General features: G+C 38.9%; 9 protein-coding genes and 1 pseudogene. 8 read left to right on the forward strand and 2 right to left on the reverse strand.

Annotated elements, in window-relative coordinates; translation table 11 throughout:
- The 7 genes and pseudogenes from JW794_00270 (at position 1) to JW794_00300 (ending at position 10,339) form a co-directional block, all read left to right on the forward strand.
- Positions 1-2,499, forward strand: coding sequence for a CRTAC1 family protein (locus tag JW794_00270; GenBank protein ID MBN2016565.1), 2,499 nt, complete (start codon positions 1-3; stop codon positions 2,497-2,499).
- Between the two features lie 304 nt (positions 2,500-2,803).
- Positions 2,804-4,549: an aminotransferase class V-fold PLP-dependent enzyme gene (locus tag JW794_00275; GenBank protein ID MBN2016566.1), complete on the forward strand. Its 1,746-nt coding sequence runs from the start codon at positions 2,804-2,806 to the stop codon at positions 4,547-4,549.
- 11 nt (positions 4,550-4,560) lie between these two features.
- Entirely contained in the window at positions 4,561-6,093 is a 1,533-nt protein-coding gene (gene purH / locus JW794_00280) for a bifunctional phosphoribosylaminoimidazolecarboxamide formyltransferase/IMP cyclohydrolase (GenBank protein ID MBN2016567.1), read from the forward strand.
- Between the two features lie 7 nt (positions 6,094-6,100).
- Positions 6,101-7,046 (forward strand): annotated as a pseudogene (gene miaA / locus JW794_00285) (tRNA (adenosine(37)-N6)-dimethylallyltransferase MiaA).
- Positions 7,024-7,878, forward strand: a complete 855-nt coding sequence (locus JW794_00290) for a peptidylprolyl isomerase (GenBank protein ID MBN2016568.1) — start codon at positions 7,024-7,026, stop codon at positions 7,876-7,878. Before miaA ends, JW794_00290 begins: the two are co-directional and overlap by 23 nt.
- A gap of 5 nt (positions 7,879-7,883) precedes the next feature.
- Positions 7,884-9,056, forward strand: a complete 1,173-nt coding sequence (locus JW794_00295) for a phosphopentomutase (protein MBN2016569.1) — start codon at positions 7,884-7,886, stop codon at positions 9,054-9,056.
- Between the two features lie 8 nt (positions 9,057-9,064).
- Positions 9,065-10,339, forward strand: coding sequence for a PEGA domain-containing protein (locus JW794_00300; GenBank protein ID MBN2016570.1), 1,275 nt, complete (start codon positions 9,065-9,067; stop codon positions 10,337-10,339).
- Between the two features lie 151 nt (positions 10,340-10,490).
- On the opposite strand, the gene lepA is transcribed toward JW794_00300, so the two are convergent.
- A complete protein-coding gene (gene lepA, locus JW794_00305) occupies positions 10,491-12,284 on the reverse strand; it encodes an elongation factor 4 (GenBank protein ID MBN2016571.1) in 1,794 nt (597 codons plus the stop codon).
- Between the two features lie 827 nt (positions 12,285-13,111).
- On the opposite strand from lepA, the gene JW794_00310 reads away from it, so the two are divergent.
- Positions 13,112-13,582: a T9SS type A sorting domain-containing protein gene (locus JW794_00310; GenBank protein ID MBN2016572.1), complete on the forward strand. Its 471-nt coding sequence runs from the start codon at positions 13,112-13,114 to the stop codon at positions 13,580-13,582.
- Positions 13,583-13,630: 48 nt separating this feature from the next.
- Here JW794_00310 and mutL read toward each other — a convergent pair whose 3' ends face one another.
- Entirely contained in the window at positions 13,631-15,448 is a 1,818-nt protein-coding gene (mutL, locus tag JW794_00315; GenBank protein ID MBN2016573.1) for a DNA mismatch repair endonuclease MutL, read from the reverse strand.
- Positions 15,449-15,578: the final 130 nt, after the last annotated feature.

The raw sequence follows: 15,578 nt of genomic DNA on the forward strand, positions 1-15,578 counted from the left end.
ATGAAACAAACTATAATTCTTATATCGATATCACTCTTGATTGCTTGTTCAGGAGCTATTCCTTATAAAAATACCAACAAAAAAGACTGGAATGGTCTCAAACAAGTTGATGAACTCATCCAAGAGCATCAATTTAACCAGGCAAAAAAAGTCTTGGAAAAATATATCAAGAACAATCCTTCTCACATGGATGGGTATGAGAAACTCTTCTTTTTATATCGTGTTGCCCAAACGCCCCAAGACGAAATCATACGAGATCAGCAGAAGTATCTTTCAAAATTTGATGAAATGCACGTATCCGATAGTGTGGCATTGCAGGTTGAATATATGTATTTATCTGCACTGGATGATACAACTTCATCGGCTTTGCTTGAAAGGATAATTGCAGAATATCCATACTGCATAGTAGTAAATGAGCATGCACAGGAGCAGGTCTTTAATTATGCAGTGATGAGAGATGATTCTACTAGAGCACTTGGTTTAGAGGAATTTTTGGTTACTTTTCCGAATAATATTTGGTCTCCGCTTGCCTGGCGGTATCTTCTTTATTCTTATGACAACCTGAAGAATGAGGAGAAACTTGATTCTGTGTTAACAATCATTGAGAATAAATTTCAGAACGATGCCCGGATGGTCAATACTGCTTCACGTTACTATCTGGACAGAAAAGAAAATCTGAATGAGCAAGAGATCATACTACGAACTATTATTGATTCTTTAGATAACGCTGAATGGGAAACGAGTTTTTATTTCTTTGGCGACAAATCCAAGGGTGAACAATTGGCGACATATCGATTGACGCTTGCTGAGTTATTATTTGAACAGGAAAAATATTATGAAGCATTTGATGTACTAACAGCAATTCCATCCAAAGATCTTCTTGCACAGCACTATTATCTTATGGGAAAGATCGAGCATCAGTTCGGAAGAGATGCCCAGGCATTTGATTATGTTCTTCATGCTGTCATCATGGGAGATGAGCGCAACACATGGACACCAAAAGCAGACTCTCTCCTTCATGAACTCTACGCAGAACTTTCTGATGGGGGAAGGGCTTTTCGGAAATTCGTTGACGTATGGGCAAAATATGACGGACCACTCTTTGTGGATGTCACAGAAGAAGCTGGATTAATTGATTGCAGGAAAACACGAATTGCATGGGGTGATTACAATAATGACGGGTATGACGATATCCTTTTGAATGGCAATACTCTTTTAAGAAATAATCAAGATGGTACGTTTATTGATGTCAGCGGAGAAGCAGGTATTTCGGACGGAAATACAAATGGCGGCTTGTGGGCAGACATCGATCGAGATGGCTTTCTCGATTTTTATGCCACTTCATCTTCATCGAATAGGGAAGACAAACTCTGGCTCAATAAAGGAGATGGAACATTTGCTGATATTACATCACTTTCTGACATAGGTGATACTTTGCAAACCGAAGGTGCCGGATGGGGCGACATAAATGGCGACCTGTATCCCGACCTCTATATTGCTAATTATGAACACAGCGGAATCTATGACAAAGAACCGGATTTCCTTTTTATTAATAATACAGACAGCACTTTTTCTGATGTAACAGAAGAACAACAGATTGTTCCACCATTTAATGAAAACCAGGCAGGTAGGGGGGTGAACTGGGGAGATTATAATAATGACGGTTACCTCGATATATTTGTTTCGAATTATCGATTGGATAAGAATTTTCTCTGGAAAAATATCAATGGTGAGCAATTCATCAATGTTGCTCATAAAGTTGGTTTGGAAGGTAACTACGTTGAAGGCTGGTATGGGCATACGATTGGAAGCGAATGGGGCGATTTCGATAATGATGGAGACATGGATTTGATCTGTGCAAACTTGGCACACCCTCGATATATAAAATTTTCTGATATGACCCAGCTCTTTGTGAACGATCTCAAAAAGAGCCGATTTTATGATATACGTGAATTAGCAGGTATTACCTATGACGAATGCCACAGCGATCCCTCGTGGGGAGATGTGAACGGCGACGGCTATCTCGATCTTTTCATTACATCGATCTATCCAAACAGGAGGAGTTACCTTTACCTGAACAATGCCGACAGAACTTTTACTGACATAACCTATCTTGCCGGGGTGAGAACCTTCAACTCTTGGGGAGCAGCATTTTCGGATTATGATAATGACGGAGACATCGACCTGTTGGTATGCAGTAGTGAAGGAATTCATCTGTTCAGAAATGATTCGACACCAAAACATTGGCTCAAAGTTAAGATCGTCGATAAAAACGGGCACACACCTATTGTTGGTACAAGGGTCGAGGTTGTGCAAAATGGTATGAAACAAATCCGCGATATCGAAGGTGGAAAAGGCACCACGAACCAGCACAGCATGGTTCAGTATTTTGGATTTCCATCAAGCGGTAATGTGTCAGTGAATGTATCTTTTCTCGATGGAACTGAACGAAAACTGACGGAGCAAGAAATAAATCAGACAATAATTATACAATACTAACAAAAATCTCTACTACATACTACAAAACCCCAGCTTGGAAACGAGATTGTTATAATGCAAATAAATTTTAGCCCGATCCTGCTACGCATGATCGACCTTCTTCTGCCGAGGAGAAGGATAGCGGAATTTCGACATCTCTAACTGTTTTTCAGTGCAATCAGCCCAATCAGCGTTATTCTGCATAGTATTCTACTTTTCCAACTCCAAATTTTGATTTTCATTTTATGAAGTGAAACTGTGAAAAATCCAACAAAATTGACATAAAAATATCTCCTTCTGAGATACCTTCAAAGGAACATCATATATGAATATCGAAAAACAAATCAACAACCTGGAATGGCTGAGAAAAAGCATCATTGGTAGAAATGTGCCTTTTGAAACTCCCTTTGGAACAAAGCCGCTGGTCTATGCAGACTACACTGCAAGTGGTCGCGGAATTGATTTCATCGAAGATTATGTGAAATACATTCTGCAATTCTATGCCAATACTCATACGGAAGATGACCTCACGGGTAAAACCATGTCGGATTTGCTTCATAAAGCAGAAGCAACAATTAAAAATATGGTTCACGCTGGTGAACATGGAAAGGTTATCTTTACTGGAACCGGTGCAACAGGCGGCATTACTCGACTTCAGCAAATTCTCGGTGTTTACTGGTCACCGGCAACAAGGGAAAAAGTACATGAGTTCCTCAATAGCTGTATAGACCATCAAAAAGAGAACCATGCACAATGCCATGAACGACTTCTTCAATATATTGAACAACATAAACCGATCGTTTTTGTGGGGCCATACGAGCATCATTCAAATGAGATCATGTGGCGGCAGACGCTGTGCGAAGTAGTGGAAATACCTCTCGATGCAAAAGGAGAGCTTAATCTGCATGCCCTCGAAGAACAGGTTTCTGATCCAAAGTATAAAGACAGAACAAAAATCGGTTCATTCTCTGCAGCATCAAATGTGACTGGCATACGAACTCCAGTGTATGACGTCGCCAGAATCCTTCATGAAAATGATGCGCTTGCCTGTTTTGATTTTGCAGCATGCGCACCCTATATCGAAATCGATATGAATCATGATGAAAACAGCTTCTTTGATGCGATCTTCTTTTCACCGCATAAATTTCTCGGTGGACCTGCTTCATCCGGTATCTTGGTCATCAATGAGAGGATTTACCGGAACGACCTCCCCCCAACCATTGCTGCTGGAGGAACCGTTCGATATGTAACCAAGGATAAAGAATGCTACATCGAGGATATTGAGACTCGTGAAAAACCGGGAACTCCGGGAATTCTTCAGGCAATTCGTTCGTCTATGGTCATGATTCTGAAGGACAAAGTTGGCACAGATACTATCGATTCAATCGAAGAGTACTATACAAGAAAGTTTTTTGATAAATTTGGAAAGAATGAAAATATCGTGATATATGGTCCAGATGATCCGAAGAAGAAACTTGGTATTATTGCATTTAATATCAGGCATAAAGATCGACGACTTCATCCTAAATTTGTCACGCAGCTTCTTAACGATCTTTTCGGCATTCAGACACGAGCAGGCTGCTCCTGTGCAGGACCCTACGGACATCAACTGCTTCATGTCGATGACTTGCATGCAAAGATGTATCGATGTATGAGCGGCATCATCAAATATGAAGGTCTGAAACCCGGCTGGGTACGATTCAATGCTCATTACTCATTGTCAGAACCTGAGTTTCAGTATATCCTCGATGCGATTCAGTTTGTGGTCGATCATGGATATATGTTTCTTTCTTTGTACGAATTCGACATCAAATCCGGAAGCTGGTCACACATCGATCGTGATTTTAAGAATTTTGAATTAGATTTCAGTTACGATGCAATAAAAGAGAAAAAGCAGGTTTTCAGACCAGATATAAACGAAGGGGTAGGATTTCAGAATAATCTGAAACAAGCGGATGATATTGCTAAAAAATTAAAGGAAGATTCAATTGAGACGAGATACATTACTATGGATGACGACATTGAACGGGGCATGACATTTTATGTGATCAATATGAAACAAAAGAAGTAAAAGGTTTGTTAATGAAAAAAAGAGCAGTCATAAGCGTATCGGATAAAACGGGCATTGTTGACTTTGCACGGAAACTTGTGAACCTGGATTTTGAAATAATCTCAACCGGCGGGACATATAAAGAGTTGCAAGAAAACGGGATCCCTGTAATAAAAGTATCAGACGTAACGGGATTCCCAGAAATAATGAACGGACGTGTAAAGACACTCCATCCTGCAATCCATGGAGGAATCCTTGCTGATAAGCATAATCCCGAACACTTGAAAGCATTGCAGGAACACAATATCCAACCAATTGTTCTCGTCGTTGTGAATCTCTACCCGTTCAGGAAAACCATTTCAAATCCAGATGTAACCGAAGCAGAAGCAATCGAGCAGATAGATATCGGAGGTCCCACAATGGTTCGTGCTGCTGGAAAGAATTTTGGTAGTATAACTATTGTTGTCGATCAAAATGATTATGATATCATTATTAATGAATTGAAAAACAAGGGAGAAGTTGATCTCGAAACACGAAGGAATCTAGCAAAAAAAGCATTCCAGCATACTGCTGAATATGATAGCTATATTTCAAATTATTTTTCGAAAATATGTAATGAAGAACTTCCAACACATCTTTCCATCTCGCTCCCTTTACACCAGATACTTCGCTATGGTGAGAATCCTCATCAAATAGCTGGTTTTTATGAAGACGATCCGCTCATTCATCAGCTTCATGGGAAAGAATTATCATTTAATAATCTCCAGGATATCGATGCGGCACTTAAAACGATGATGGAGTTCGAAGATAAGGCGACGATCGGTATCTTCAAACATTGCAACCCATGCGGAATCGGTACTGCGGATACGCTGAAAGAAGCATATGAAAAAGCATTCGCAACTGATACGCAATCACCCTTTGGCGGGATCTTAATCGCAAATCGTCCTCTCGATATAGATGCCGCATTAGAGATAAATAAAATTTTCACCGAAATAATCATTGCTCCTGAATTCCCAGATGAAGTGCTGGAGCGATTGAAAAAGAAGAAAAATCGGAGACTCATTACCTTTGATGCGAACTTATTACAATCTCTAAAAAGAAATAATAATATCAGATCATGTATGAATGGTTTACTTCTTCAAAAAGAGGATATTTCATGTGATGATGAAAAAGCATGGCAAGTCGTCACAGATCGAAAGCCATCTGAAACAGAATGGGAAAAACTAAGATTTGCATGGAAAATAGTGAATCATTTGAAATCAAATGCGATTGCGATCTGCAGAGACGATAGAACGATCGGACTTGGCATGGGACAACCCAGCAGAATAGATTCCACAGAGATCGCACTTTGGAAAGCAAAGAAGTTTGGTTTGAGTGTTCAGGATTGTGCACTCGGTTCGGATGCATTCTTTCCATTCCGCGATACAATAGATACAGTTGCAGAGGAAGGTATTTCATGCATCATCCAGCCCGGTGGTTCGGTTCGGGATGAAGAAGTGATACAGGCATGTAATGAACACGGAATCACGATGGTATTTACGAGTATGAGGCATTTCAGACATTAATGCATCAATGAAGAAAGTAAAGCTCATCATCATTTGCGGTCCTACGGGAGTGGGGAAAACATCATTAGCACTACAACTTGCAGAAAAACTTCCTGTTGAGATCATCTCGGCTGATTCACGACAAATATATAAATGTATGAATATCGGAACTGCGAAACCAACTTCCGAAGAACTCAGATCTGTTCCACATCATCTCATCAATATTATTACACCAGATGAAAAATTTACAGCAGGTGAATTTGTCAAAAGAGCCGATGAAGCAATTGCCCTGATTTACGAAAGAAAGCATATTCCTTTTATTGTTGGTGGTACCGGGTTTTATATCAAGTCACTTTTATATGGACTATGCAAAATTCCAGAAATTCCTGCTGAGATTCGATCGAACCTCAAAAATGAAATCGAGGAAAAAGGTTCGGAAAAGCTTCATGAAGAACTCACTGAAGTTGATCCAATAGCTTCACAAAAGATCGATAAAAATGACGGCAACCGCATCATTCGGGCACTTGAAGTGTATCGTGAAACCGGAATACCTATTTCATCTTACTGGCACAGGGACGCTCTCGAAAAAAGGTATGAGTATTTTACGGTGTATCTTAATGAAGAACGCCAGATTCTTTATGATAAGATCAATAAACGAGTAGATAAGATGATTGCAGATGGACTCTTTGAAGAGTTCAAGGATTTGCTCGATAGGGGATTTGCGCCTCCCGATCCTGGATTAAATTCACTTGGTTATAGAGAATTCATCGACTTCATTGAAGAGAAGCAGGACTGGAACTCGACTATAGAACTCATCAAACAGCATATGAGGAATTATGCAAAAAGACAATGCACATGGTTTAATAAACAGCAAATTGATTTGACAATATCGCCATCCAATCTTACTATATGTGATATAGAAAAAGAAATAAAAAAGTGCCTGGGACTGCGATGAAGCATGTTGCTATAGTTAATAATTATAAAATTTATGAGAGTGATTACAAAGCTGAATTATTTCAGCTTATGCAGGAACAGCATGCAAAAAATGCAAATCAGCAGTTAAAGGAAACAGCGATAAACAATCTCATCGATGCATGTCTTCTCATGGAGGAATCCAATAAATGTGATATCCATGTAGATGAAAGATCAGTACATTTTCAATTTCAGGAAATCCAAAGTAACTATGCTTGTCATGAGGATTTTATTAAAGATCTTGCAGAATCCCATATATCGGTCGATAAGCTTCTGGAAAATATCGGTAATGGACTTCGTATCAAAGAATTTCTCAAGCGTGAATTTCTTGAAGCTTCAGATATTGAACCTGAACGAATACAGGAATATTATGATACCCATAAAGAGCAGCTTCAATATCCAGAACGAGCCAGGATCTGTCATATCCTGATCAGTAATAAAGATCCCCATGCATTTAGAAAGCTTGAAGAAGTAAGTCAGAAATTATTTCAAAAAGAAGATTTTTGCGAACTTGCTATGATGTACTCGGAATGTCCAAGTGCCAAGAAGAATGGCGACCTTGGCTTTGTGAGACGTGGTGATCTTGTCGAAGAACTTGAAAATGCAATATTCTCGCTCGATAAAGAACAAATCGCAGGTCCGATAGCTACTGAATTTGGTTTTCATTTTGTTAAGTTGATAGAAAAAGAAGAACCACGCATCCCATCATATAATGACATAAAAGACTCGCTGAAGAAACAACTCGAAAAGATAACCGGTGAATTGGAATTATTGCAGTTTATCAGGAAGCTAAGAAGTAAAGCAACAATAGAAATTTTTTACGATATGTTATGAAAGGAATGAGGATCTTCCTGATCGTTTTGGATGGAGTTGGTGTTGGTGCATTACCGGACGCTGCATCCTATCACGATGAAGGAAGCAATACCTTATCCAATCTTTCCAAAAAAGTACATGGCATCAACCTGCCAAACCTGCAACAATTAGGTTTAGGAAATATTACACCCATCGAGGGCGTACCTCCAGAAAAAAATTGCATTGGAAATTTCGGCAAAGCGATTGAAGTCTCAGCAGGTAAAGACAGCACAACAGGGCATTGGGAGATCATGGGAGTCGTTAACGAATATCCCTTTCCTACATATCCGAATGGGTTTCCCGATGAAGTTATCGATGCATTTATAGAAAGAACTGGTTGCAAAGGTGTACTTGGCAACAAAGCTGCATCAGGTACAGAGATCATAAACGAACTTGGAGAAGAGCATCTGAAAACCCACTATCCGATTATCTATACCTCTGCCGACAGCATATTCCAAATCGCAGCTCATGAAGATATACTTCCATTGGATGAATTATATAAAATGTGTGAGATTGCTCGTAATAAAATTCTTGTCGGTAAGCATAGAGTCGGTAGGATAATTGCACGACCTTTCATTGGAAAGAAAAATGGTTCATTCGAAAGAACGGGACATCGCAAAGATTTTTCTGTTGATCCACCTTCAGAAACGATCCTGGATATCCTAAAAAAGGAAGGATTTTCAGTCGCCGGAGTTGGAAAGATCGAAGACCTTTTTAACTTCCATGGTCTCACAAAATCGATACACACACCCCATAATCAAGAAGCAATGGACATGATCCTGTCATTCTCAAATTCAATTGAAAATGGTATTATCTTTGCAAACCTTCCGGATTTTGATACAATGTGGGGGCACAGGAATAATGATAGGGATTTTGCCAAAGGTCTCGAAACGTTCGATCGTTGGCTTCCACTGTTATATGATACTTTGAGCGAGAAAGACATCGTGATCCTAACTGCAGACCATGGTTGTGATCCGACAACAAAAAGCACAGATCACTCAAGAGAATATATTCCGATTATTGTGTATGGAAAAGGAATCACACACAGCAAAGACCTCGGTATTCGAAAAACTTTTGCCGATATCGGTGCTACAATTGCTGATATATTCCAGATACCAAATACCGGAAAAGGAACGAGTTTCTGGAATGAAATCAAATGAGGTTTATAATGAGGAAATATTTTTTTCTATTACTGTCACTCCTTGTTCTCACTTCATGTTTGTTCGAATATACTGAGGATGGAGATCTTGATAAGGAGCAGGAGCAGATCAAACAGGTTTTTGTTGATATTTTCAATGAATTCACTATGTTTGATGTGGACGGGATTATGGAGTACTTTAGCAATGATTTTCTGAATGACGGTGTGGATTATTTCGAGGAACGAAATCTCTGGTATGATCGTCTTGGAGCTTCCGTTGAAATTCTATCATACGCAAGCATTCAGATAGATGGAGAACTAGCTTATGTAGCCTTTACAATTGAATGGGATGGCGTTGAGTATTCAATTCCGCTTGATGGCGAATTTACCGATCTTGTCTATTTTAAAAAATTCAGAGAAGGTTGGAAAGTATATGGCAATCAACAGGAGTTCAGCAACACCTATTCGATCAACATAATGACCAATCCAAGCGGGGCTAACCTTTACTTGAACGGGATCAAATTGGATCATACATCTCCCTATTCGCTTCATGACCTTTCCATGGGAAGCTATATCGTTGGAATGTATTTAAAGGGTTATAACGAGGTATGGGAAAATATTTACCTATCTGCTGATACATCCATGTATGTCTATCTGGAATTGCCAACATATCCAATGCCTGAATTCTTTATTGATAATCCTCAAAATGGTGATATCATCAATGGAGATTCGTTCTTCTTGTCCGGATTCGTGAATGATTATCTTGGAAATTACACCATACTCAACATGAATGGCGCAGAACAAACCGTAGAGATCGATGAGTTTGGTAACTTTCATGAATATATTAATGTTTATGATGAGACAAATACCTTCTTCCTTCGTGCAACAAACTCATTTGGTAATACAGGCATATCTGATGATTTAACCGTGTTTCAAGCAGACGATGACCGGACTCTTACGATTTCAGTTACATGGGATACAGATAATACAGATGTAGATCTTCATGTCTGGGATTCTGAGGGTAATCATTGTTATTATGGTGATCTGTATGCAATACCAAATGGTTCGCTAGTAACTGATGATGATGGGTATGGTCCCGAAATTTTCGAACAGCAACCATTAACATATGGTACTTTTACCATAGAAGCACATCTCTTTGATGGCTACGACTATCTCAATCCGACCAGTGCAGAAGTTGAGATAACGCTTGGTGATTCAACCTATTATTACGGTCCCTTTATATTCACTGGAGATGGATATGATGATGGTGCTTGGTGGTATGTCGAAGATTTTGATGTAGAGTAAGGTAAGTTACAGCATAATTCTCAAATCACACTCTTTTTATTCGTTGCGATTCAAGTTCTACATGCCAGAATTGCTTTGCAGCAAAGCTTGAACCGTTGATAGAAATCACTCGACAAACTATTTTATTGTGTCTTTCATAGTTGAATAAATATTAGCTACGATCCGCTTTCAGCACAGCTAGGAATGCTTCCTGCGGAATGCTGACCTGACCGATCTCTTTCATCCTCTTTTTCCCCTTCTTTTGCTTTTCCAGTAATTTTCTTTTTCTTGTAATATCCCCTCCATAACATTTTGCTGTAACATTTTTTCGAAGCGCATTGATCGTACTTCGTGCGATGATTTTACTCCCGATCGATGCTTGAATGGCAATCTTAAATAGATGCCTTGGAATTATATTCGATAACTCTTCTGTTATACTCTTTCCCCACAAATATGCTTTATCAGCGTGGGTTATAAAGGACATCGAATCGACCCGATCTCCATTAACTAAAATATCTACCTTTACCACATCAGAACGCCTGTGTTCTTTATATTCATAATCAAAGGAAGCATATCCTCGGCTGACAGATTTCAGTTTATCATAAAAATCGAAAAGGATTTCAATAAGCGGGAATTCATATTTAATACTGACCCTATCCTCATCGAGATATTCCAAATCTTTCTGGATTCCCCTTCGTTCCTGCGCAAGCTGCATGATGTTGCCGATATACTCGCTTGGAACAAGGATCTCACAACTCATGATCGGTTCTTCAATATAATGAATCGTGGCTTCATCAGGCATCTGTGAAGGATTATCGATGAGAACTTCTTTCCCGTTAGTGAGCACAACCTTGAATTCAACACTTGGAGTGGTTGAGATAATAGGAATGTCATATTCTCTATTAATGCGTTCTTTAAAAATTTCAAGGTGCAGCATACCGAGGAAACCGCACCGAAAACCGAATCCGAGTATTGCAGAATTCTCAGGTTCATATACAAGAGATGTATCGTTCAATTGGAACTTCGCCAGAGCATCTCTGAGACTATTATAATCATCTCCATCCAGAGGATAGATTCCGCTGAAGACCATCGGTTTGGGATTTTTAAATCCAGGCAGTGCTTGTCTTGCTGGATTTTTTGACAGCGTGATCGTGTCTCCGACTTTCGCATCGCGGACACCCTTAATACCAGCAATGATATATCCAACTTCCCCGAATTCCAGCTTGTTACAATGCTCCATCTGAAAAGAAAAATATCCGATATCTTCAATCTCATATTTTTTGTTCGTTGAGTGAAGTAAAATTTCATCACCTTTCTTCAGACAACCATCGAACATACGTATATGAATGATTACACCGCGATACTGGTTGTATTGTGAGTCAAAAATGAGCGCTCGTGTTTCTGGAATGTCGGAGGATGGTGGGGGTACTTTTTCAATGACTTCTTTAAGGATTTCTTCCACACCTGTTCCTTCTTTTGCACTCGTTGCAAGTACTTCTTCATCGAATATACCAAGAAGGTTAGCAAGCTCATGTTTGCGTCTTTCTACATTTGCAGCTGGAAGATCGATTTTATTGATGACAGGAATAATTTCCAGATTGTAATCTAGTCCAATATAAAGGTTGCTCAGTGTCTGTGCTTCGATCCCCTGTGTTGCATCAACGAGCAGGATCGCACCTTCACAGGATGCAATACTTCGCGATACTTCATAGGAAAAATCAACATGCCCCGGTGTGTCTATCAGGTTAAGGATATATTTTTTGCCATTCAGTTCATATTTCATCCTTACCGGATGAGCTTTGATAGTGATACCCCGCTCTCGCTCGAGATCCATATCGTCGAGAATCTGGTCAACAGTATGCTTCTCCACCGTATGAGTCAGCTCAAGAAATCGATCGGCAAGTGTTGATTTCCCATGATCGATATGAGCAATAATACAGAAATTACGGATATTATCTCGTGTCATGAAGGATACACTTTCTTCAAAATTATTTGTATCCAAAATTTTTTTATTAATAAATTTCATCAAGATAAAAAAAAAGTTGACGAAGTTTTTTGGGAATTCCATGAATCAGAATTAATATTTTGAAATCAAAAACTGTATTAAAAGTGAATCATTATAGTATATCAAGAACATGTTAAATTCTCTGATAGGCATCATCGGTTTCGATGACTATTATGCTAATCAACAAATGAGGAGTAACACATATGAAAAAACTACTCATACTTTTAGTTATAGGTCTTTTTACAATTTCAGTGGCACACACAGACGTTCTGGTTGTTGACCACGATTTAAGCGAAGGTGGTTATACTGATTGCTGGCCTTACTATGAAACAGCACTTCTTGCAAATGGTATAACTTATACGTATTTTCAGGTTCAAACCGACCTGCTAACTCCAGATCTCGCAACAATGCAGATGTATGACTGTATAGTCTGGTTCAGTGGCGAATGCTGGGGTTATTATGGTGATGACTGTATGACACCTGCTTCAGAAGCAAAAGTTGGAGATTATCTTGATGGTGGTGGAGCTCTCTTCTTCTCAGGTCAGGACTATTTGTGGGCGTCATACTCATCTGCTGGAACCTTGAACCCAGGTCAATTCCCATATGATTATCTCGGTCTCGCTTCAGTGAGTCAGGATGTATGGTATATTGAAGATCCTGATGTGCTCAGTGCGTCAGGTGTCACGGGTTCTTGTGCTGAAGGATATACTTTTACAGCCTCTGACGTCTTTACCACTGCAAAAGAAGGTTTGTATATTGACCGAATACTATCCTTTACAGCCGATGCAATGGGTCTTTTCCAGGTTGACAGTCCATCTCCAGTCGGAACGTGTGCAGCACAAAAAGATACTGGTGTGTTCAAATCAATCTTCACAACTCTTTCCTTTGCTGCAATCGATGATCCTACTACAGCTAATGATCTTTTCGGAGATATGTATGACTGGCTGACAAATGGTGGTGTCTCTGTTGATAATGGTCCTATTGTGAATAATTCTTTCACGAATTCACCCAATCCTTTCAACCAAACTACCACTATCAACTTCTCATTGAAGGAAGCAGCTCATGTTTCTGTGAATATATACAACATTAAAGGACAGCTTGTGAAGAGTCTTATAAATGAAGACGTACTCGCCAATGTTCATTCCGTCACCTGGAATGGAACAGACAATGCAGGTAATGACGTTCCTTCAGGAGTATACTTTACAAGAATCGTGAGTGATGATGTTGAAAATATTCACAAAGTAATGGTTGTTCGCTAAGGATTTTCTAACAAATATTAAGCCCGAGGAATATTCTTCGGGCTTTTTTTATATGCGCTTAAAACGTTTTTTCAGTTCCTCAAAAGTGATTTCAATAATGGTGGGACGTCCATGAGGGCAAAAGAAGGGGTTTTTACAGGCAAAAAGTCGATTGATCAGTTCAAGCATCTCTTTTTTGCTCAACTTTTGATGCAGCTTTATTGAAGCATGGCATGCGTATGATTTTGCAAGGGTGTCTCGGAAATCTCCATCAGGTGAGAATTCTTCCTCGATCTGTTTAAATATCTCTACGAGTATATCGCCTTTCTTCCAATCTTGAAGATCTTTTGGAATTTCTTCAACAATAATGGAATTACCGCTGAAAACCTTGATCTTGAATCCAACCTTAACAAACATGTCCCGGTATTCTTCGAGGAAATCCGGGATAACCTTTTGCAGATGTTTTGGAAGATCTATCACGAGAGGGAAGAGCAGCTTTTGACCGTCCAAACCCTTTTCGTTTTCCTCAAGACGCTTTTTAATCTTTTCATATTGAATGCGTTCATGGGCTGCATGCTGGTCAACAACAAGCATGCCGCTTTTGGTCTCGACGATAATAAAGGAATCATCGATCTGCCATGGATTAATGATCTCGGATTCTATGATTTTGTTTTTATTTTTTATTACATTATCTTCAAAAAGATACGAAAGCTGAACGTCTTTTTTTTGATGAACAAACAAATTCTGGGAATGGTCATAGTGCTCTGATGATTTCTTTGCTGATGAAGATTTTTCATATACAGATTCTATGGAAGACTCATTTGATTGTTCATGATTTGATGGTTCACCAGTACGAAGTTCAGCAAACTTCTGACGTTCAAAATCGAGTAATGCATTGGTTAAAGAGGTTTTTACAAAGTTAAATATCACATGTGAGTCTTTGAAGCGAACCTCAGTCTTTGTTGGTGATACATTCACATCGAGGAGGTTGCCTGGTAGATCGAGTAGGAGTATATAGAGCGGAAGTTGATTTTTGAGAAGACTTTTTTTCGTGAAAGGTTCGTATGCTTTTTTGATTGCACTATAAATGATTTTATCACTAATATATCTTTCATTAATATATAAATAATGGATTTTTTCCCAGTCTGCATCTTCGTGGTACGATCCGATAAAACCTTTCAGAGACAATCCGTCAAATGTGGTCTGTACAGGTATAACATTATTTTTGAAAAAATTATCTCCAAAGATATCAACAATCCTTTTTTCAAGAAATTCAACTTTTGGATAATTGAGTATTTGCCGTCCGTTATGGCTGAGCTTGAAACTTATCTCATGATGTGTGCATGCAAGATGCTGAATCGTTCTGGTGATATGCTGCATCTCAGTTTGAGTTGTTTTAAGGAACTTTTGTCTGGCAGGAACATTTTTAAAGAGGTTTTTTACACGGATAATTGTTCCCGGCGTGCTACCTGTTTCAGTAACATCCTTGATATCTCCACCTTGTATTTGGATAAAAATAGCTGGTTTTTTATCCTGATTCTGGGGAAGTGATATAAGTTCCATTTCTGATACTGAAGCAATACTTGGAAGAGCTTCTCCCCTAAATCCAAGGGTAGCAATGTTTTGAATATCATCAAGAGAATATATCTTACTGGTAGCATGCCTTTCCAGGGACAGCAGTGCATCATCTTTTGTCATGCCGCTTCCGTTATCGATAACTTCAATGAGTTTTTTGCCACCATTTTCGATATTAACTACGATCTTTGTGGGGTTGGAATCGATCGCATTTTCAATAAGTTCTTTAACTACTGATGCAGGTCTTTCGATTATTTCACCGGCAGCTATATGGTTTATTACCTTTTCATCTAAGACTTTTATACGACTCATATAATCTCGTTTAATATTTTCTATGCATGAAGAATTTCATATTTTCTCGGTCAAGAATTTTCATTTGACAAGAAATTTTATTTAAAAAAATTTTACAAAAAATTTCAGCTTGTTTAATATTGCATGTAAG

The sequence above is a fragment of the Candidatus Cloacimonadota bacterium genome (assembly GCA_016932035.1).
Lineage (GTDB): Bacteria > Cloacimonadota > Cloacimonadia > JGIOTU-2 > JGIOTU-2 > Celaenobacter.